General features: G+C 67.6%; 18 protein-coding genes and 1 tRNA gene. 13 read left to right on the top strand and 6 right to left on the bottom strand.

Annotated elements, in window-relative coordinates:
- Positions 1-18: 18 nt before the first annotated feature.
- The 3 genes from glgA (at position 19) to ACQ3HB_RS07195 (ending at position 2,446) form a co-directional block, all read left to right on the top strand.
- Positions 19-1,200, top strand: a complete 1,182-nt coding sequence (gene glgA / locus ACQ3HB_RS07205; RefSeq protein ID WP_430919077.1) for a glycogen synthase — start codon at positions 19-21, stop codon at positions 1,198-1,200.
- A gap of 79 nt (positions 1,201-1,279) precedes the next feature.
- Complete coding sequence (locus tag ACQ3HB_RS07200; RefSeq protein ID WP_430919075.1) at positions 1,280-2,086, top strand: ABC transporter ATP-binding protein; 807 nt, start codon at positions 1,280-1,282, stop codon at positions 2,084-2,086.
- A gap of 111 nt (positions 2,087-2,197) precedes the next feature.
- On the top strand, positions 2,198-2,446 hold the full coding sequence (locus ACQ3HB_RS07195; protein WP_422780510.1) for a type B 50S ribosomal protein L31: 249 nt from the start codon (positions 2,198-2,200) through the stop codon (positions 2,444-2,446).
- A gap of 133 nt (positions 2,447-2,579) precedes the next feature.
- On the opposite strand, the gene ACQ3HB_RS07190 is transcribed toward ACQ3HB_RS07195, so the two are convergent.
- Together ACQ3HB_RS07190 and treS are read right to left on the bottom strand one after the other, a co-directional pair.
- Complete coding sequence (locus ACQ3HB_RS07190; protein ID WP_430919416.1) at positions 2,580-3,278, bottom strand: 3'-5' exonuclease; 699 nt, start codon at positions 3,276-3,278, stop codon at positions 2,580-2,582.
- Positions 3,279-3,386: 108 nt separating this feature from the next.
- Positions 3,387-5,099 carry a maltose alpha-D-glucosyltransferase gene (treS, locus tag ACQ3HB_RS07185; protein WP_430919073.1) on the bottom strand — a complete coding sequence of 571 codons (1,713 nt, stop codon included), beginning with the start codon at positions 5,097-5,099 and terminating at the stop codon, positions 3,387-3,389.
- Between the two features lie 109 nt (positions 5,100-5,208).
- On the opposite strand from treS, the gene ACQ3HB_RS07180 reads away from it, so the two are divergent.
- On the top strand, positions 5,209-6,111 hold the full coding sequence (locus tag ACQ3HB_RS07180; protein WP_430919071.1) for an alpha/beta fold hydrolase: 903 nt from the start codon (positions 5,209-5,211) through the stop codon (positions 6,109-6,111).
- A 54-nt stretch (positions 6,112-6,165) separates the two neighbouring features.
- Here the strand turns inward: ACQ3HB_RS07180 and ACQ3HB_RS07175 are convergent, their stop codons facing one another.
- Positions 6,166-7,071: a Sir2 family NAD-dependent protein deacetylase gene (locus ACQ3HB_RS07175; RefSeq protein WP_430919069.1), complete on the bottom strand. Its 906-nt coding sequence runs from the start codon at positions 7,069-7,071 to the stop codon at positions 6,166-6,168.
- A gap of 137 nt (positions 7,072-7,208) precedes the next feature.
- Between ACQ3HB_RS07175 and ACQ3HB_RS07170 the strand changes: the two genes are divergently transcribed.
- Together ACQ3HB_RS07170 and ACQ3HB_RS07165 are read left to right on the top strand one after the other, a co-directional pair.
- Complete coding sequence (locus ACQ3HB_RS07170; protein WP_430919067.1) at positions 7,209-8,015, top strand: TrmH family RNA methyltransferase; 807 nt, start codon at positions 7,209-7,211, stop codon at positions 8,013-8,015.
- A gap of 72 nt (positions 8,016-8,087) precedes the next feature.
- On the top strand, positions 8,088-9,320 hold the full coding sequence (locus tag ACQ3HB_RS07165; protein ID WP_430919065.1) for a D-alanyl-D-alanine carboxypeptidase family protein: 1,233 nt from the start codon (positions 8,088-8,090) through the stop codon (positions 9,318-9,320).
- Positions 9,321-9,497: 177 nt separating this feature from the next.
- On the opposite strand, the gene ACQ3HB_RS07160 is transcribed toward ACQ3HB_RS07165, so the two are convergent.
- Positions 9,498-10,298 carry an SGNH/GDSL hydrolase family protein gene (locus ACQ3HB_RS07160; RefSeq protein WP_430919063.1) on the bottom strand — a complete coding sequence of 267 codons (801 nt, stop codon included), beginning with the start codon at positions 10,296-10,298 and terminating at the stop codon, positions 9,498-9,500.
- A gap of 166 nt (positions 10,299-10,464) precedes the next feature.
- On the opposite strand from ACQ3HB_RS07160, the gene ACQ3HB_RS07155 reads away from it, so the two are divergent.
- A complete protein-coding gene (locus ACQ3HB_RS07155) occupies positions 10,465-12,282 on the top strand; it encodes a DEAD/DEAH box helicase (protein ID WP_430919062.1) in 1,818 nt (605 codons plus the stop codon).
- Between the two features lie 303 nt (positions 12,283-12,585).
- Here ACQ3HB_RS07155 and ACQ3HB_RS07150 read toward each other — a convergent pair.
- A tRNA-Leu gene (locus ACQ3HB_RS07150) sits at positions 12,586-12,669 on the bottom strand.
- Between the two features lie 113 nt (positions 12,670-12,782).
- On the opposite strand from ACQ3HB_RS07150, the gene ACQ3HB_RS07145 reads away from it, so the two are divergent.
- The 3 genes from ACQ3HB_RS07145 (at position 12,783) to mshC (ending at position 16,317) form a co-directional block, all read left to right on the top strand.
- Positions 12,783-14,108 carry a M20/M25/M40 family metallo-hydrolase gene (locus ACQ3HB_RS07145; RefSeq protein WP_430919061.1) on the top strand — a complete coding sequence of 442 codons (1,326 nt, stop codon included), beginning with the start codon at positions 12,783-12,785 and terminating at the stop codon, positions 14,106-14,108.
- A gap of 83 nt (positions 14,109-14,191) precedes the next feature.
- On the top strand, positions 14,192-15,016 hold the full coding sequence (locus ACQ3HB_RS07140) for an undecaprenyl-diphosphate phosphatase (RefSeq protein WP_430919060.1): 825 nt from the start codon (positions 14,192-14,194) through the stop codon (positions 15,014-15,016).
- Between the two features lie 8 nt (positions 15,017-15,024).
- A complete protein-coding gene (gene mshC / locus ACQ3HB_RS07135; RefSeq protein ID WP_430919058.1) occupies positions 15,025-16,317 on the top strand; it encodes a cysteine--1-D-myo-inosityl 2-amino-2-deoxy-alpha-D-glucopyranoside ligase in 1,293 nt (430 codons plus the stop codon).
- Positions 16,318-16,463: 146 nt separating this feature from the next.
- Here the strand turns inward: mshC and ACQ3HB_RS07130 are convergent, their stop codons facing one another.
- Complete coding sequence (locus tag ACQ3HB_RS07130) at positions 16,464-17,384, bottom strand: PAC2 family protein (protein WP_430919056.1); 921 nt, start codon at positions 17,382-17,384, stop codon at positions 16,464-16,466.
- A gap of 81 nt (positions 17,385-17,465) precedes the next feature.
- Here ACQ3HB_RS07130 and ACQ3HB_RS07125 point away from each other — a divergent pair, with 81 nt between their 5' ends.
- From ACQ3HB_RS07125 to ACQ3HB_RS07115, 3 genes are all read left to right on the top strand, one after another.
- Positions 17,466-18,158: an HAD family hydrolase gene (locus ACQ3HB_RS07125; protein ID WP_430919054.1), complete on the top strand. Its 693-nt coding sequence runs from the start codon at positions 17,466-17,468 to the stop codon at positions 18,156-18,158.
- Entirely contained in the window at positions 18,155-19,255 is a 1,101-nt protein-coding gene (locus tag ACQ3HB_RS07120) for a tRNA (adenine-N1)-methyltransferase (protein WP_430919053.1), read from the top strand. Before ACQ3HB_RS07125 ends, ACQ3HB_RS07120 begins: the two co-directional genes overlap by 4 nt.
- A gap of 143 nt (positions 19,256-19,398) precedes the next feature.
- Complete coding sequence (locus tag ACQ3HB_RS07115; protein ID WP_430919051.1) at positions 19,399-20,346, top strand: FKBP-type peptidyl-prolyl cis-trans isomerase; 948 nt, start codon at positions 19,399-19,401, stop codon at positions 20,344-20,346.

Here is a 20,346-nt window from a genome sequence, read left to right as displayed (position 1 = left end):
CTGCACTAGCGTCGAGGCATGCGAGTTGACCTTCTCACCCGGGAGTATCCACCGGAGGTGTACGGCGGTGCCGGCGTGCACGTCGCCGAACTGGTGAAATCCCTTCGAACCGAACTGTCCGTGACCGTCCGATGCTTCGGCGCGCCACGCGACGAACCGGACACGTACGCCTACCAGACGCCTGCTGAGCTCGTCGGGGCGAACCCCGCGCTCACGACCATCGGCACGGACCTCCTGATGGCGCAGGACGCCGCTGGGGCCGATCTGGTGCACTCCCACACCTGGTACGCGAACGGCGCCGGTCACCTCGCATCGATGCTCCACGGGATCCCGCACGTGATCACGGCGCACAGCCTCGAACCGCTGCGCCCGTGGAAGGCCGAGCAGTTGGGCGGCGGGTACCGCGTGTCGAGCTGGGTCGAACGAACTGCGTACGAGGGCGCTGCGGCGATCGTGGCCGTGAGCGACGGCATGCGCCGCGACATCCTGCGCTCCTATCCGAGCCTCGACCCGGAGCGCGTCTCGGTGATCTACAACGGGATCGACCTGACGGACTGGCAGCCGCGCGTCGACGACGACTTCCTCGCCAGCGTCGGCATCGATCCGTCGCGTCCCTCGGTCGTCTTCGTCGGTCGCATCACCCGCCAGAAGGGGCTCCCGTACCTGCTGCGTGCCGCGAAGCTGCTCCCGCCCGAGGTGCAGCTCGTGCTGTGCGCCGGAGCGCCGGACACCCCGGAGATCCTCGAAGAGGTGAAGGGCCTCGTCGCCGAGCTCCAGACCGAGCGTTCCGGCGTGGTCTGGATCGATCGCATCCTCCCTCGCCACGAACTCTGCACGGTGTTGACGGCGGCGACGACGTTCGTGTGCCCGTCGGTGTACGAACCGCTCGGCATCGTCAACCTCGAAGCGATGGCGTGCGGCGCCGCGGTCGTCGGCACCGGCACCGGCGGCATCCCCGAGGTCGTCCAGGACGGCGTGACCGGACGCATCGTCCCCATCGACCAGGCGACGGACGGCACGGGCACCCCGCTCGACCCGGAACGGTTCGTGGCGGATCTCGCCGCGGTGCTCACCGAGGTCGTGAGCGATCCGGCCCGCGCCCGGGCGTACGGCGAAGCGGGCAGACGGCGCGCCGAGACCGAGTTCAGCTGGTCGCAGATCGGCACGCAGACGGCGGCGCTGTACCGCTCGCTGCTGTAGATCGCGCGGGGTTTCGGAGGCTCCGAAACCCCGTGGAGCGACGGCTCGGAGGACGGGCGCGAGCACTAGGCTAGGAAGCATGCCGAGTGTCCTGCAGTTCTCCGACGTGTCCGTGGTCCGCAATCTCAACCCCATCCTCGACGGGGTCAACTGGGAGGTGACCGGCGACCAGCGGTGGGTCATCCTCGGACCGAACGGCGCCGGCAAGACCACGCTCCTGCAGCTCGCCTCCACGCTCATCCACCCCACCAAGGGGTCGGTCACCGTACTCGACGAGACGCTCGGCAAAGTCGACGTCTTCGAACTGCGTCCGCGCATCGGGTTCGCCTCATCCGCGCTCGCGAAGCGCGTCCCCGAGACGGAGACGGTCCTCGACGTCGTCCTCACCGCCGCATACTCGGTCACGGGTCGCTGGGTCGAGCAGTATGACGACATCGACGTCAAGCGGGCCACTCGCGTACTCGCAGAATGGAAGCTCGACCACCTCGTGGACCGCCGCTTCGGCAGCCTGAGCGACGGCGAGCAGAAGCGCGTCCAGATCGCCCGTGCGATCATGACCGACCCGGAACTCCTCCTGCTCGACGAGCCGGCCGCGAGCCTCGACCTCGGCACGCGCGAAGAACTCGTCGAGCTCCTCGGCGGCTTCGCGAGCGCCGACGACTCGCCCGCCATCATCATGGTCACCCACCACGTCGAGGAGATCCCCGTCGGTTTCAGCCACGTGCTGCTGCTCCGTGACGGCGAGATCGTGGCCGCAGGCCCCATCTCCGAGACGCTCACGGCAGAGAACCTCTCGGAGACCTTCGATCTGCCCATCGAACTGACCGAGACCGACGGCCGCTACCACGCGCGTTCCGCTCGCGCCGGTGCCGCAGCACGCGCCTGAATCTGGTAATGTAGACAGCTGGCTCGTGCAGCCAAAAGCTTCTTGCCCCGAACCCCAGGTTCGCCGACGGGTACGGGCGCCACCATCCAAACCGCTCAACAAGGACTCCTGATGAAAACTGACATCCACCCCACCTACGAAGCCGTCGTCTTCCGCGACCTCGCGTCGGGCTCGACCTTCCTCACGCGTTCGACCGTGTCGTCCTCCAAGACGATCGAGCTGGACGGCGTCACCTACCCGGTGATCGACGTCGAGATCTCCTCCGAGTCGCACCCGTTCTACACGGGCAAGCAGCGCATCATGGACTCGGCCGGCCGCGTCGAGAAGTTCAACCAGCGCTTCAAGGGCTTCGGCAAGTAGTCAGCCCACGCTCGACATCGAGCACAACAGAACGGCCCGATCCGCTTGGATCGGGCCGTTCTGTGTTTCTGCAGTGTCATGATTTCTGCAGTGTCATGAGCGTTTCTGCAGTGTCACGAGCGGACGGGTGCAGCTAGCGGATGGGCCAGCCGATCTCGGCGGTGAACTCGGGGTCGCGGGCGCGGCGCATGTAGGACTCGAAGTCCTTGGCCTGCTCTGCCGCCCACCCGACCTGGAGGTCGTGGAGGTCTGCCGCCTCGAAGGGCAAGTGCTCGGAGTGGATACGTGCGATGGCCTGGGCGATACGGCCCGCCGCGATCGCGTCCACACCGGCGTCGTGTGCGCCTTCCAGAGGAACGCCGTAGAACGCCGAGACGAGGTCGAGGGTTCGCTTGCCCTTGCGGTAGCGGTCGAGCTGCTTGTCGATGATGAGCGGGTCGATGACGGGGGACGGCTCCGCGATGGACTCGATGCCGTGGCGGAGCGCTTCGTGGTGGAGGAGCGAGAAGTCGTACGGCGCGTTGTAGGCCACGACGGGTGTGCCGGCGTCGAGCAGGAGCCGCAGGGTCGACACGATCTCGGCGACGACCTCCGGGGACTGGCGGCCGTCCCTCCGAGCCGCCTCCGTGGTGATGCCGTGGACCTCGGTGGCCCGTTCGGGGATCTCGACCCCGGGGTCCGCCATCCACGACCACGCCTCCTCGACCTGGCCGTCGGCGCCCAAGACGCCGATGAAGGCCGTCACGATGCGACTCGTGGCGACGTCGATGCCCGTGGTCTCGAGGTCGAAGACCGCGAGTCGGTTGGTCCAGGTGGGGAGGGTCGTCTCGATGTTCACGGTTTCACCCTACGGCTGACGGCCGACACACCGAGGAACCCGCCCGGCACGTCGTGCCGAACGGGTTCCTGTTGTGGCTGATGGTGTTAGTGGAGTTGGTGTTTACACGTAGCTGGTCTGACCGATGTGCAGCCAGTAGAAGCTCTGCGTCGCGAGCGTCAGCGTGAGCACGCCGTTGTCGTCCACGCTCGGGAACTGTCCGCCGCCGAACAGGTCCTGCAGTCGGACGTTCTCGAAGTCGGGCGCCTGGATCCGGACGGTGATCGGGTTGTGCGCGAAGCTGAACACGCACAGGATCTGCTCCGGCTGGTCCCCGAAGTGCGTGCCGCTGCCCTCGTAGGTGCGGACGAACGCGAGGACGGACTCGTGGTCGGTCTGCAGCACGCGCAGCGAGCCGAGGCCGAACGCGGGGTGCGCCTTCCGCACGTGGATGACGTTCCGGACCCAGTGCAGGAGCGAACGGGACTGCGCGAGCTGCGATTCGACGTTCACCACGGAGTAGTTGTAGACGAGCGATTGCACGACGGGCAGCGTGAGCTTGCCGGGATCGGCCGAGGAGAAGCCTGCGTTGCGGTCCGGCGTCCACTGCATGGGCGTCCGGGACGAGTCGCGGTCGTCGAGCCAGATGTTGTCGCCCATGCCGATCTCGTCGCCGTAGTAGAGGAACGGGCTGCCGGCGAGCGAGAACAGGAGCGCGTGGGCCAGTTCGAGCTCTGCACGCGAGTTGTCGAGCAGAGGCGCCAGCCGACGACGGATGCCGATGTTGGCGCGCATGCGCGGGTCGTAGGCGTACCAGCCGTACATCGCCTGCCGGTACTCCTCTGAGACCATTTCCAGCGTGAGCTCGTCGTGGTTGCGGAGGAAGACGCCCCAGCCCGCCCATGAGGGGATGTCCGTGGTCTCGGACAGCACGCGCACGAGTTCGTCCGCCTGCTGTGAGCGCAGCGAGTAGAAGATGCGCGGCATGACGGGGAAGTCGAACGCCATGTGGCACTCGGGCTCCTCATCGGTCCCGAAGAACGCCGAGACCTCCTTCGGCCACTGGTTCGCCTCGGCGATCATGATGCGGCCCGGGTACTCCCGGTCGACCATCGCACGGAGCTCCTTGAGGAACTGGTGGGTGGGCGGTTCGCCTTCGCCGTTGCCCTCGTCGGACTCGTAGAGGTAAGGGATCGCGTCGAGTCGGAACCCGTCGACGCCGAGGTCGAGCCAGAAGCGGACGATGTCGAAGACCGCGTCGTGCACGGCCGGGTTGTTGAAGTTCAGGTCCGGCTGGTGCGAGAAGAAGCGGTGGAAGTAGAACTGACGACGCACGGGGTCGAACGCCCAGTTGGATTCCTCCGTGTCGGTGAAGATGATCCGGATGTCCGGCCATTTCTCATCGGTATCGCTCCACACGTAGAAGTCGCCGTAGGGCCCCTCCGGGTCGCTGCGGGACTGCTGGAACCAGTCGTGCTGGTCCGAGGTGTGGTTGAGGGGGAGGTCGATGATGACGCGCATGTTGCGCTCGTGCGACTTGCGCACGAGGTCCTTGAACTCGTCGATCGTGCCGAAGTCGGGGAGGATCGCGCGGTAGTCGGCCACGTCGTAGCCGCCGTCGCGGAGAGGCGACTGGAAGAACGGGGGGATCCAGAGCGCGTCGATGCCGAGCCACTGCAGGTAGTCGAGTTTCGACGCGAGTCCCTGCAGATCTCCAGAGCCGTCGCCATTGCTGTCCACATAGGCGCTCACGAGCACCTCATAGAACACTGACCGGCGGTACCAGTGCGGGTCGCGGGTGAGGCCGGGCAGCTGAATGGGCGCAGTAAAGCTCACGTTCATCCTCTCGAATGCTGTTGGGGGAGTAGGGGATCAGGGCACAACCATTCGAGTCTAGGGTCGGCTGTGCGGCCGTGTACACGTGTGGGCTGCCTAAACTGGGGCTGTGCCAGTTGATTCTCCGTATGCAGCCCTCCTCGACCGCGTTCCCGTCGAGGAACGGTCGGTCACCGTGTTCGGCGTGGAGACGAAGTTCTGGGACTACGGTGATTCGGGTGCGTCGACGACGATCGTGCTCGTCCACGGGTTTCGAGGCGATCACCACGGGCTCGAACCGGTCGTCGCGCAGCTGTCCGGTGTCCGGATCCTCGCGCCGGATCTGCCCGGATTCGGGGCTTCCGCGGCCTTCACGGACCGCCCTCACGACATCGCCTCGTACTCGACGTGGTTGCCCGCATTCCTCGACGCGGTCGCCCCGACCGGGCGTCTCGTCGTCCTCGGCCACTCCTTCGGGTCGATCGTGGTCAGCGCGGCCGTCGCCGGTGGTCTCCGGCCCGACGACCTCGTGCTCGTCAACCCGATCGCCGCTCCGGCCCTCGAGGGTCCTCGGGGGATTCTCACCAGACTCGCAGTGTTCTACTACCAGGCGTCGGCATGGCTGCCGGAGAAGCTCGGCTTCGCACTCCTGCGCAGCGGTGCCGTCGTCCGGATCATGAGCGAGGCGATGGCGAAGACGAAGGATCCTGCACTCCGTCGATGGATCCACGATCAGCACGCGCGCTACTTCAGCGCGTTCGCCGACCGCAACGTCGTGCTCGAAGCGTTCAAGGCGTCCGTCAGCCACGACGTGAGCGAGTACGCCGAGGACATCCCCACCAGGACGCTCCTCATCGCGGCCGAGCGGGACGACATCACACCGGTTGCGGCGCAGCACGTGCTGCAGGGTCGGTTCGCCGATGCGCAGCTCCACGTCATCCCGCGCGTCGGTCACCTCATCCACTACGAGGAGCCCGTCATGGCCGCACAGCAGCTCACGGCGTTCCTCGCGACGGATCACCGCGCGGGCTGAGTCCGCGACGCGGAACGGGCACCGCCCGTGCACCGCTCCGAGCGGGTCCCGCTTCTACGCGTCGGTCGCGCCAGAACCGATGACCGTCGTGAACGACGCCGGCAGTAGGTGCTCGGCGATCGTCGTCAGGGTCTCGCTCGTCCCCGCATCGATCTTGACGTTGGCACGCGTGTCGGCCTTCGTCGGGCCGCGGTTGATGACGACGACCGGCAGCCGACGACGCCTGGCCTGTTCGAGGAGCCGGATGCCGGAGTTCACGACGAGCGATGATCCCGCGATGACGAGGGCTTCGGAGGAACGGACGAGCGCCGACGCCTCGGCGAACTTCTCCGCGGGGATGAACTCGCCGAAGAAGACGACGTCGGGCTTCAACATGCCGCCGCACACGGAACAGACGGGGACGACGATGTCGTCGACACGATCGACTTCAGCGTCGCCGTCCGGGTTGATCGTCACATCGGTCGTCGTGTCGATCCACGGGTTCAGCAGGGACATGCGATCGGCGATGCTCGATCTGGCGTAGGTCTGGCCGCAGGACAGACAGCTGACGCGGTCCATGGAGCCGTGGAGGTCGACCACCCGACGAGAACCGGCACGGATGTGCAGACCGTCGACGTTCTGGGTGATGACGCCGGAGAGGATCTCGGCCTCCTCCAGATTCGCGATGACCCTGTGGCCTTCATTGGGGCGGGCACCGTCAAATCGCTTCCAGCCGAGATGGCTGCCTGCCCAGTAGCGCTTGCGTGATGCGTCGTTCGAGAGGAACTGGTCCACCGTCATCGGCGTCCGCTTGGGCGCGCCCTTCCCGCGATAGTCGGGGATGCCCGAGTCCGTGCTCACGCCAGCGCCGGTCAGGATGATGAGTCGCTTGCCGTCGAGCAGCTGGATCGCCTGCTCGGTCGCCTCCGCGACGGCGCGCTCGGAGACCGCTTCGTCCTGCACGTCGACGGGTGCTGTCATGTCTCCTCCATCAGGCGCCGGAGAACGCCGGCACCACTGAGTGTAAACGGCTGGCTTTTCGGTTGTGTTCCCGGCTCTGGCAAAGTAGGGCGGAGCCACCGAGGATCTCGGGGCGCACCTGCTCGAGAGGACACACCATGCGGACGATTCGGATCACGGATCTCGAGGACGACCGACTGGCCGACTACTCCCGCCTCACGGACGTCGCGCTCCGACGGGTCTCGGAACCGGAGGGCGGCCTCTACATCGCGGAGTCGACGAAAGTCATCGAACGGGCGATCCGAGCCGGACACATGCCGCGGTCGATCCTGCTGCAGGAGAAGTGGCTGGACGACGTCGAGGGGCTCGTCGGCGATCTCGACGTCCCCGTCTTCGTGGGGGAACCGGCCCTCCTCGAACAGCTCACCGGGTTCCACCTGCACCGGGGTGCGCTCGCGTCCATGCATCGCCCTCCTCTCGTCGATCCGCGCGAGCTCCTCGTCAACGCCCGCCGCGTGGTGATCCTCGAAGACATCGTCGACCACACGAACGTCGGCGCGATCTTCCGCGCGGTCGCCGGGCTCGGCGCCGACGCCGTGTTCATCACACCGCGCTGTGCCGATCCGTTGTACCGCCGGAGCGTGCGCGTGAGCATGGGGACCGTCCTCCAGGTGCCCTGGACCCGCCTGCCGGAGTGGGCAGAAGCCCGTGCCATCCTCGACGAGTTCGGATTCGAGGTCGCGGCCCTCGCCCTCGCGGACGACGCGGTCACGCTCGACTCGTTCGCGATCGATGCGCCGGAGCGTCTCGCGATCCTCCTCGGAGCGGAAGGAGACGGTCTCAGTCAGCCCGCCCTCGAGGCTGCGGACACGATCGTCACCATCCCGATGCTGCACGGCGTCGACTCGCTCAACGTCGCGTCGGCCAGTGCCGTCGCCCTGTGGGAATTGCGCGTCCGCGACTGACGCGCGCCGGACGTCGCCTGGTCGTGAAGCGCCCTCAGCGAACGACGGGTGTCGGACGGGTACCATTGCCGGGTGCCACTCACGAGACGACAGATCTATCGCCGCCGCCGCCTCGCCGTCTTCGGTGGTCTCGTGGCCGTTCTCGTGGTCCTGATCTACGGCGGCGGAGCGCTCGCCAGGCCCGTTCCGGCAGCTGCCGCGACCCTCGAGCCGACACGCACGATCAGTGCTCCGGCGGTCGCCATGACGTGGCCGTCCTTCGGCCGAGGTGCGTTCGGCGCCGTCGGATTCGACGGGGTCCTCAGCACGACCGGTGATCAGACGCCGTTCCCCATCGCGAGCCTGACGAAGACCATCACCTCGCTCGTCGTCCTCGACGCGAAGCCGCTCGCGTCGGGGGAGAGCGGCCCCGACATCACCCTCACCGACGCCGACGTCGGCTACTACTACGACACGATCGCGGAGAACGGCTCGGCCGCTCCCGTCGTGGCCGGTTCCGTCTTCACGCAGCGGCAGATCCTCGAGGCCATGCTCCTTCCGTCCGCGAACAACTACAGCATCTCGCTCGCCGTGTGGGCGTTCGGCTCGGTCGACGCGTACCTCGCAGCCGCGAAGACCTGGCTGGCCGAGCACCATCTCACGGGCACGACGGTCACGAACACGAGCGGTCTCGGACCGTCGAACATGAGCACGCCGGCCGACCTCGTCGCGATCGGAAAACTCGTCCTGAAGAACCCCGTGCTGCCCGGCATCGTCTCGGAGACCTCCGCGACGCTCCCGTCGATCGGCCCGGTCGAGAACACGAACGCGCTCCTCGGCACCCACGGGGTCACCGGGATGAAGACCGGCACGGACGACGAGTCCGGCGCTTGCCTCCTGTTCTCTGCCGATCTGATGATCGCCGGGCGTCCGGTCACGATCGTGGGCGTCATCCTGGGTGCTCCGGATCACGACGTGCTGAACGATGCGGTCGTCTCGGTGCTGGGCGGCATTCCCGCAGGATTCCACGACGTTCCGCTGACGACGGCGGGCGCCGACTTCGGCAGCTACGACGCCACGTGGGGCGAGTCGTCGAAGATCGTGACCACGGAAGAGGCGTCGACGTTCGTCTGGCAGGACACGACGGTGACCGAGACCGCGTCGGTCCGTCCGGTGGAGGCCGGAGCGAAGGGTTCGACCGTCGGTTCTGTGACCTACGAGGTCGGTGCGGGAGCCGCCGGTGGGGCGACGAAGATCACCGTGCCGCTCGCGCTCGCGAGCGACATCGCTCCGCCGACGTCCTGGTGGCGCCTGACCAACCCGTAGCGGGCCGGGAGGCCGGGTCGCTGGGCCTCGACACTTCGACAGGCTCAGTGACCGGGAGTCCGGTCCTGAGCCTGTCGAAGGGTGGGTTCTCACGCCCAGTGACCGAGAGTCCGGTCCCTGAGCCTGTCGAAGGGTGGGGTCACCTGCCCGGTGACCGGGACAGGAGGACAGAGCTCGCTAGTCGAGCTCGTCCGACCGCGCCGAACGAAGGGGCCCGGCGGTCGGACGCTTCGCCGTGATGAAATCGCCCGACGACTGGTGCCTGATCCGCCGCAGCACCCACGGTACGAAGTACTCACGCGCCCACACGAGGTCCTCGGTGCGCGCCTCGCGCCAGCGGGCGCTCGGCAGCGGCTCCGGTTGGAGCGGCTTGAGGTCGTTCTCGACGTTCAACGCCGCGAGCACCAGTCGAGCGACCTCGTGGTGCCCGAGGGCGTTGAGGTGGAGTCGGTCCGGTGCGAACATGCGCGGATCCTGGATCGCCGCGAGTGACCACTGGTCGGCGACGATGCAGTCGTGACGCTGGGCGATGGCCCTGAGGTTCTCGTTGTAGATGGCGACCTTGCCGCGGATGCTGCGGAACACGGGGGAGAAGCCGACGTCAACGCCCGTGAACAGGACGACCGTCGCGCCGTCGCTGCGGAGCCGCACGATCGCCTGTTCGAACCGGCTCGCGATGTCGTCCGGGTCCGTCCCCGGGCGGATGACGTCGTTGCCCCCCGCCGAGATCGTGATGAGGTCCGGACGGAGTTCGAGTGCCGGTTCCACCTGGTCGTCGAAGATCTGCTGCATGAGCTTGCCCCGGACCGCGAGGTTGGCGTACGCGAAATCGGTCGTGGTGGAATCGAGGACTTCGGCGACTCGATCGGCCCAACCGCGGTGCCCGCCCGGCACGTCCGGTTCCGGGTCACCGATGCCCTCCGTGAACGAGTCGCCGATCGCGACGTACCGGGACCAGGGGTGCAATCGTTCAGCCATGCAGTGTCTCCTCTCAGTGCGAGCAGACGTCCTGGACCGGTCGACCATCGTGGCCGTCCCGGGAGGGCGCGTCGCCATCGCCAGCGTACGCCACGCCCGATGTGGAGTCGCCTGAGGGCGCCGTCGAGGATGTCGTGTCGGTGGGAGTCCGGTAGATTGGTGTCCAGTGAACGCGGAATCTGTATCGAACTCGAACCTGGGCACCTCCGCAGCCGAACACCTCTCGCCGGCCTTCCCCGAACGCGCTGCGTGGGGTACCGCGAGCAAGCTGCGTGCCTGGCAGGCCGAGGCCCTCGAGGCCTACTTCTCAACCGAACCCAGGGACTTCCTCGCGGCCGCGACCCCGGGCGCCGGCAAGACGACCTTCGCGCTCCGTCTCGCGTCTGAACTGCTCCATCGCGGCACGATCGACCGCATCACGGTCGTCGCACCGACGGACCACCTCAAGCGGCAGTGGGCCGAGGCCGCGCACCGTGCGGGCATCCGACTCGACCCGAACTTCGCGAACCGCGACAGCGTCTTCGGTCGGCACTTCCACGGTGTCGCCGTCACCTACGCGCAGGTCGCCGCGAACCCGCCAGTGCATCGACGCGTGACCGAGGCTGGCCGCACGCTCGTGATCCTCGACGAGGTCCACCACGGTGGCGATGCGCTCAGCTGGGGTGACGGCATCCATGAGGCCTTCTCGCGCGCGACCAGACGGCTGTCGCTCACGGGGACCCCGTTCCGCTCCGACACGGCCCCCATCCCGTTCGTCGTCTACCAGCCGGACCACCAGGGCATCCGGACCTCCGTCACCGATTACAACTACGGCTACGGTCGCGCCCTCGCCGACGGCGTCGTGCGGCCCGTCCTCTTCATGGTCTACGCCGGGCACATGCGCTGGCGCACGAAAGCCGGTGAGGAGATGGAGGCGCGGCTCGGTGAGGGCAACACGAAGGACATCACCTCCGCGGCGTGGCGCACAGCTCTCGATCCGCAGGGCGACTGGATCCCGGCCGTCCTGAAGTCCGCGGACCTCCGTCTGTCCGAAGTGCGGCACGGCGTGCCGGACGCAGGCGGGCTCGTCATCGCGACCGATCAGACGACCGCGCGGGCCTACGCGGCGATCCTGCACGAGATCACGGGAGAGGCGCCCACGATCGTCCTGTCCGACGAGAAGGAGGCGAGCGATCGCATCGCGGACTTCTCCGCGAACACCAAACGGTGGATGGTCGCGGTCAGGATGGTGTCGGAGGGTGTCGACGTCCCCCGCCTCGCCGTCGGCGTGTACGCGACGTCCGCATCGACCCCCCTCTTCTTCGCCCAGGCCGTCGGCCGCTTCGTGCGCGCCAGGCGCCGCGGTGAGATCGCGAGCATCTTCCTGCCGAACGTCCCGAGCCTCATGGCCCTCGCCGAGAAACTGGAACTCGAACGCGACCACGCGCTCGACCGACCGAGCGACCCGGATGCGGAAGGCGACCTCTTCAACCCTGAGGACGCGATGTCGGCGGCGGCGGAGCGTGAGGACAAGGCATCGGACTCCCTGCTCGACGAGTTCGAGTGGCAGGCGGTCTCCTCGAACGCCCACTTCGACCGGGTGGTCTTCGACGGCGCCGAGTTCGGCGAGCTCGCGCAGCCCGGAACCGAGGAGGAGTTCGACTTCATCGGCTTCCCCGGTCTCCTGGAACCCGAGCAGGTGCATGAGCTCCTCGTGCAGCGGCAGTCCCGGCAGGCCAAGCGCGGCGCCTTCGTCGACCCGAACGCGGCGTCCCCCGGCGGCGATGCGGACATTCCCGCACCGCTCTACCGGACGCTCAAGGAACAGCGCAGTCTCCTGAACAGTCTCGTCGGTCTCTATGCGAAGCACACGAAGGAGCCGCACGGGATCATCCATGCGGAGCTCCGGCGGGTCTGTGGCGGCCCAGCGGTGCCGCAGGCGAGCGTGACGCAGTTGCAGTCGCGGATCGAGCTGCTGAGGCGGCGGCTGGGGCACGGCCACTAGTCCTTTAAGGCCCAGCGGTCGCTCCCGGGCGAGCGATCGAAGCGCGCCGCGCTGAGGTCGCCGGCCCGAAGATTTCTCGAAGTTTCTTCGCGAGGGCGTGCAGGCCGGGCGTGTCGCAGGGGTCGACGGTGTCGCGGGCATCGGCGTATATGCCGAAAGGCGCATGGAAACTTTCTCAGAAAGTTTTCCATGCGCCTTCGTCGTCGTGTTCCGAATCGCTTCCGGGAAACCCCGAATCCTCTCCGGACAAACAAGAACGGCCGGAGCTCGAAAGCTCCGGCCGTTCGCCGTCTCAACACGGTGTGCGCGAAGGGGGACTTGAACCCCCACGCCCGTTAGGGCACTAGCACCTCAAGCTAGCGCGTCTGCCATTTCCGCCACCCGCGCCTGTGTTGTGATGTTCCCGACTTCCGTCGGGCACGAGAAGAAACACTATCACGGATTTCGACGCACGTTGTGCACATGTGGTTCACCGCGGTGGCGACGGGTAGCGTTGCAGCATGACCTCAGGACACGGAACGCAGCCGGCCGACACCGAACTCGACGAGACCGCTCGCATCGCGCGTGACCTGATCAGGATCGACACGACGAACTACGGCAACGGGAAGGCCGTGGGGGAGACGGAGGCGGCGGAGTACGTCGAGTCCTATCTGAGCGAGATCGGTCTGAGCCCGGCGCTCTACGACGCCGCTCCTCGACGCACGAGCGTGGTCGCCCGCGTCCCCGGTCGCAACCCCGAGAAGCCGGCGCTCGTCGTCCACGGCCACCTCGACGTCGTTCCAGCGGATCCGACCAACTGGAGCGTCGACCCCTTCGGCGGCGTCATCTCCGACGGTCTCCTGTGGGGGAGGGGCGCCGTCGACATGAAGAACATGGACGCGATGATCCTCGCCTCTCTCAAGCACATCCTCGGGTCCGGGCAGCAGCCGGAGCGGGATCTCGTCGTGGCCATGTTCTCCGACGAGGAGAACGGCGGCGTCTTCGGCTCGCACCACCTCGTCGAACACCACCCGGAACTCTTCGCCGGCGCGACCGAAGCGATCAGCGAGGTCGGCGGGTACTCGATCACCTTCGGCGGGCAGCGCGCCTACCTCCTCCAGACCGCCGAGAAGGCGCTCGTGTGGATCAAGCTCGTCGCGAAGGGCCGCGCGGCCCACGGCTCCCGCTACGTGAGCGACAACGCCGTCACGAAGCTCGCGGAGGCCGTCGCCGCGATCGGCCGCACCGACTGGCCCATCCGGCTCACCGGGACGACGGAACAGCTCCTCGGCGAGATCTCCCGCATCCTCGGCGCCGACCCGCAGCAGGTCGGTCCGGACGAGCTCGCCATCGCGACGGGGACGGCGGCCGGATTCATCCAGGCATCGCTCCGCACGACGAGCAACCCGACGCTCCTGCAGGCCGGTTACAAGCACAACGTGATCCCGGACACGGCCGAAGCCCTCATCGACATCAGGACCCTGCCCGGCGAGGAGGACGCGGTGCTCGCGCGCGTCGCGGAGATCGTGGGGCCCGACATCGAAATCGTGGTCATGCACCGCGACATCGGCCTGGAGACGCCGTTCTCCGGCCCGCTCGTCGACGCGGTGATCGACACGCTCGGCAAGCACGACCCCGGAGCGCCGGTGCTCCCGTACATGCTCTCGGGCGGCACCGACAACAAGGCCCTCTCCACCCTCGGCATCAAGGGATACGGCTTCGCACCGCTCAAACTGCCGGAAGAACTGGATTTCCCTGCGATGTTCCATGGTGTCGACGAGCGAGTTCCCCTCGACGCGCTAGTGTTTGGCAGGCAGGTCCTCACGGAGCTGCTCCTCAGCTACTGATGCGCTGAGCTTTCCCAACGACTGACCACCAACCGCAAGCCGCTCGGCCAATGAATGCCTGACCCGGCCGAAGAAAGGCGCGCATGGACGTCCTCAACGCCATCATCCTGGGCTTCGTGCAAGGACTCACCGAGTTCCTGCCCATCTCCTCGAGTGCACACCTCCGCATCCTGGGTGAGTTCCTCCCGGGCGCGAAAGACCCCGGTGCAGCATTCACGGCGATCACGCAGATCGGTACCGAAGCTGCGGTCGTCGTCTTCTTCTGGCGCGACATCGTTCGAATCGTCTCGTCCTGGGCCAAGTCCCTCGTCGGGAAGATCCCGCGCAACGACCCCGACGCGCGCATGGGGTGGCTCATCATCATCGGCAGCCTCCCGATCGTGATCCTCGGGCTCCTCTTCCAGGACGAGATCGAGACGACGTTCCGTTCACTCTGGATCGTGGCCGTGATGCTCATCGTCTTCGGCATCCTGCTCGGGATCGCGGATGCCGTGGGCGCCAAGAAGCGTCGTCTCAAGAACCTGACCTACCCGCAGGGCGCCGTCTTCGGTTTCGCGCAGGCGCTCGCCCTCATCCCCGGCGTCTCCCGTTCGGGCGGCACCATCACGGCAGGGCTCTTCATGGGCTACGAACGTCGTGCAGCCGCGCGCTACGCCTTCCTGTTGGCCATCCCCGCCGTCTTCGGCAGCGGTTTCTACCAGGTGTACAAGAGCATCGGCGAACCGTCGGTGTACGGGCCGCTCGAGACGCTCCTCGCGACCGTCATCGCCTTCGTCGTCGGCCTCGCCGTCATCGCGTTCTTCATGAGCTACATCTCGAAGCGCAGCTTCCTGCCGTTCGTGATCTACCGCATCGCGCTCGGCCTCGTGCTCATCGTGCTGCTCGCCACCGGCGTGATCAACGCGTAGGGGTCGGCGTGGATTCATGGAACCGTCCTGAGGTCCCGGCTCTCCCGGGAAGCGGCTCGACCCCTCGCATCTGGTGTACCGCCGACGGCACGCTCGTCGAGGCTTCCGCCGAACACACGGCACGTCTGTACGTGTGCGGCATCACCCCGTACGACGCGACCCACCTCGGCCACGCGTCGAGCTACCTCGCCTACGACACCCTGCAGCGCGTGTGGCTGGACGCCGGCTACGAGGTGCACTACGCGCAGAACGTGACGGACGTCGACGATCCGCTGCTCGAACGCGCGGACGCGACCGGGGTCGACTGGCGCGAGCTCGCCGCAAGCCAGGTCGCGCTCTTCCGCAGCGACATGGAGCACCTGCGGATCCTGCCGCCGGAGGACTACGTCGCGGTGACCGAGGTCATCGAACCGATCGCGGAAGCCGTCGCGATCCTGCGGGAGCGCGGACTCGCGTATCCCGTCGACACCCCGGACAGCTCGGTCGGCGAGGACCTCTACTTCGACGTCCGCGCCGCCGCGAGCGACGTGTGGCACCTCGGAGCCGAGAGCAACCTCGACGACGCGACGATGGCCGCGTTCTTCGCTGAACGCGGGGGAGACCCCGACCGCCCGGGCAAGCGCGATTCTATGGACCCGCTCCTCTGGCGGGCGGCACGTGAGGGCGAACCCAGCTGGCCGTCCGTCGTCGGCGAGGGGCGCCCCGGCTGGCACATCGAGTGCTCGGTCATCGCGCTCCAGCACCTCGGTTCCGACTTCACCGTGCAGGGCGGGGGAGCCGACCTCGTCTTCCCGCACCACGACATGAGCGCCGGCCACGCCGCAGCGCTGTCCGGACGCCCGCTCGCGAAGGTCTTCAGCCACGCGGGCATGGTCGCCTACGAGGGCGAGAAGATGTCGAAGTCGCTCGGGAACCTCGTGCTCGTGTCGCGGCTCGTCGAGTCCGGTGTCGACCCACGGGTCATCCGGTTGTCGATTCTCGCGAACCACTATCGCTCGAACTGGGAGTGGCACGACGGGCGTCTCGCCGAGGCGGCGGGTCGTCTCGCCGCCTGGACGGCCGCTTTCGGCGGTGCTGAGAGCGATGCCGAGGCGCCCCGAAACGAATCGGATGATTCATCCGTTGCGGTTGCTGCCGTGACCGCCGCAGATCTGCTGGCCGAGGTCCGCGCCCGTCTCGCCGACGACCTCGACACGCCGTCGGTGCTCGCGCTCCTGGACGCCGCTGCGCTCACGGGCGTCGACGACCCTGCGCTCGTCCGGACGCTCACCGACGCGCTCCTCGGCATCCGCCTCGCCTGAAGCGCTCTTCCCCGCACCCAGGACTCGCCCCAACACGCCGAGGTGAGGCTTCCGGTCGTTCAGACGCGCGCTGAACAACCGGAAGCCTCACCTCGGCGGATGCGACTGGGCGCGGGAGGCCAGCGGGGGAGGCCGGAGCGGGAAGCTCAGTCCTTGCGTCGGAAGTCGTCCGGCTTGTCGTCACGCCGGAGATAGCGCTCGAACTCCTTGGCGATGGCTTCACCGCTCGCCTCGGGGGACTCGACCGTGTCACGAGCCTGCTCCAGCTGCCGGATGTACGCCGCCATGTCCTCATCATCGGCCGCGAGCGTGTCGATGCCCGACTGCCACTCGCCCGACTCCTCGACCAGTTGACCGCGAGGGATCACGACATCGATGAGTTCCTCGAGCTTGTCGATGAGCGCAAGGACGGCCTTCGGGGAGGGAGCGCTGTGCACATAGTGCGGAACGGATGCCCAGACGGAGAGCGACGGGACACCCTTGCCCTCCGCGGCCTCCGCGAGAACGCTCAGGATGCCGACGGGCCCCTCGTAGGTGCTCCGCTCCAGTTGGAACGTGGTGCGGAGCGCTGCGTCCTCGCTCGACGCGAAGACGGAGATGGGCCTCGTGTGCGGGACGTCGGCGAGCATCGCTCCGAGCATGACCATGGTCGTGATGCCCTGCTCCTCGATGACGGCGAGCACCTCATCCACGAACGCCTTCCACCCGCGTGAGGGCTCCGCGCCCAGCAAAACGTAGACATTGGAGCCGCCATCGGCGCTCACGTGCAGGTCGGCGTCGTCGGCGAGCGGAGTCGCGGGCTTGGCCTCCTCGTCGGAGGACGGCCCGAAGATCGTCGTGCCCGGCCAGACCAGGCGTCGCTTGCCTTCGTCGTCTGTCCCGATCGTCGGCCGATTGAACTGGTAGTCGTAGTACGGCTCCGGGTCGATCTCGAGGATCGGCTGCAGATCCAAGGACTGCTGCAACACCCGGACGGCACCACTCGCGGCTTCGCCGGCGTCGTTCCAGCCCTCGAAGGCCACCACGAGCAGGCGACCGCCGAGCGGTCCCTTCGACGCATCGCTCACGTTTCACTTCCTCGACGCAGGGGACTTCCCCGAGCCGTCCTCCCAGAATAGGCGCTCCACGACCCGGTAGCATGAGAACCCGTGACCAGTCTCCTGCCCGCCGCCGTCCTCTGGGACATGGACGGCACCGTCGTCGATACCGAGCCGTACTGGATGAAAGCGGAGACCGACCTCGTGGAATCCCACGGGGGCGTGTGGACGCACGAGGACTGCATGACGCTCGTCGGCTTCGGCCTCTGGGACGCCGCAGCCGTGCTGCAGGGCCGCGGCGTCGCGCTCGACGCCGACGCCATCGTCGCCCACCTGACCGGCCGCGTCCGTCAGACCATCGAGGAGCAGGGCGTGCCGTTCCGCCCGGGCGCCCAGGAGCTCCTCCGCGAACTCAAGGACGCCGGCGTGAAGACCGCCCTCGTCACGATGTCGATCCGCTCCATGGCGGAGGACATCATCGGCGGCATCCCATTCGACGCGTTCGACGTCATCGTGCCGGGCGACGAGGTCGACCAGCCGAAACCGCACGCTGCGCCCTATCTGCGCGCGGCGGAACTCCTCGGCGTCGACCCCGCCGACTGCATCGCGATCGAGGACTCGCCGACGGGTCTCGCCTCCGCGGTCGCCGCCGGCACCATCGCGATCGCCGTGCCGCACGCCATCGACATCCCACCAGGACCACACCACACCACGTGGGCGACGCTCGAAGGGCGCCGACTCACCGACCTCGCCGCGCTCGTGGCGGGTCGCCAGATCCAGGAAGACGAGGCAGCACGCCGATGAGCGCCAGCCACCAGCCGCAGAACAGCGGACCGTTCCGCGAAGGGGACCGTGTTCAGCTCACGGGACCGAAGGCCCGCCGGAACACGATCACGCTCGAAGCCGGCGGGGTCTTCCACAGCCACCGTGGCATGATCGCGCACGATTCGATCATCGGCCTGCCCGACGGCAGCGTCATCGAGAACACGGTCGGCGTCGAGCACCTCGCGCTCCGTCCGCTGCTCGTGGACTTCGTGATGTCGATGCCGCGCGGCGCCGCAATCATCTACCCGAAGGACGCGGCCGAGATCATCGGCCAGGCGGACATCTTCCCCGGCGCGACGGTCGTCGAGGCGGGCGTCGGTTCCGGAGCGCTCTCGCTCTGGCTCCTGCGCGCCATCGGTCCGTCCGGCAAGCTGCAGTCCTTCGAACGCCGTGAGGAGTTCGCCGACGTCGCGCGCGGCAACGTCGCGACGTTCTTCGGCTACGACCCGGAGAACTGGACGGTCACCGTCGGCGACCTCCAGGAGACGCTGCCGATCACCGCTCCCCCAGAGTCCGTCGATCGCGTCGTCCTCGACATGCTCGCTCCTTGGGAATGCCTCGAAGCGGCCTGGACGGCTCTCAAGCCGGGCGGCGTCATCCTCTGCTACGTCGCGACGGTGACCCAGCTCTCGCGTGTCGCGGAAGCCCTCCGTGCCACGGGCGGCTTCACGAACCCGGTCTCGAACGAGACGATGATGCGCGGCTGGCACGTCGAGGGCCTCGCGGTCCGTCCCGACCATCGGATGATCGGCCACACGGGCTTCCTCATCACCGCGCGGAAGCTCGCGCCAGGAACGGTCCTGCCGGAACTCAAGCGCCGCGCGTCGAAGTCCGACTTCAGCGATGAGGACGTCGAGCTGTGGACTCCCGGCGCCCTCGGCGAACGCACACCGAGCGCGAAGATCCTGCGCAAGCGCGTCCGTTCGGCCCAGGCATCGGCCGACGCATCCCTCGCCCGCAACTTCGAGGGCCCCGGCTCCGGCGACACCGACTCGTCGGTCGTCGAGGGCGGAGCGGACATCGCTGTGGACGACACCACGCCCGACGCGGACGATCGACCCGGTTCCGTCAACTAAACTGTGCGACGGCGCTCGTCGTCGTATCAGTCGCGTCAGCCGTGTCTGATGCACCAGCTCGACTGCACCCAGCTCGATTGCACCCGGTCCACCCACAGCTCTCCGCTCCACCCGCCTCACCACCGCTTCCGAAACGAGGATCCGTGCGCACTGCACCCGCCATCATCGCGACCGCTGGTCTGCTCCTGGTCACCCTGACCGGTTGCAGCCCTGCCGGTGCCGCCAACTGCTCCGATGCGGCCGAGGCCGGTGCGGCCACGAAGCTCGTGCACGTGACGGGTGCGGAGGGCGAGCAGCCCAAGGTCGAGGTCCCGTCGCCGATTTACACGAAGACGACGGAGCGCGACATCGTCTCCGAAGGCACTGGTGCGCCGCTCAGCGAGGACCAGACCGCGATGGTGAACTTCGTGCTCATCAACGGCACGACCGGTGAGACCATCGGCTCCTCGGACTTCAGCAAGCCGGGTTCGCTCGCCCTCAACCTGAAGAGCGGCGCGAAGGGCTTCCGGGATGCACTCGTGTGCGCCCCCGTCGGCTCGCGAGTGACCGCTGTGATCCCCGCCACGAAGGCCTTCGCCGAGGCCGAGGCGTCACAGTTGGGCCTCACGAAGAACGATTCCATCGTCCTCGTCGCCGACATCTCCAACGCGCTCCTCGGCCGTGCGAACGGCGCCGAGCGTCCCACGCCATCCGGGTTCCCCACGGTCGTGACCGCTCCCGACGGACGCCCCGGTGTGACGGTGCCCTCCGCGGAGCCGCCCACCACGGTCGAGACCGCCGTCATCAAGCAGGGCGACGGCGCGACCGTGAAGAAGGGCGACAACGTGACCGTCGCGTACACGGGCGTGCTGTGGAAGGAGAAGAGCGTCTTCCAGTCCACGTGGGAGGACGGCAAGCCGCTCTCGTACAAGGCCGGCGAACTCGGTATCAAGGGCTTCGACAACGCGATCATCGGTCAGAAGGTCGGTTCGCAGGTCATCGTCGTGCTGCCGCCGAAGGACGCGTACGGCGACCAGGGGTCCGGTCCCGTCCCCGCCAACGCCACGCTCATCTTCGTGGTCGACATCCTCGGCGTTTCCCCCGCGAGCTAG

It is taken from the genome of Plantibacter lichenum (assembly GCF_050587525.1).
Lineage (GTDB): Bacteria > Actinomycetota > Actinomycetes > Actinomycetales > Microbacteriaceae > Plantibacter.
The sequence above is the reverse complement of the archived record's forward strand: the minus strand, read 5'-3'. Positions and strand labels throughout refer to the sequence as shown.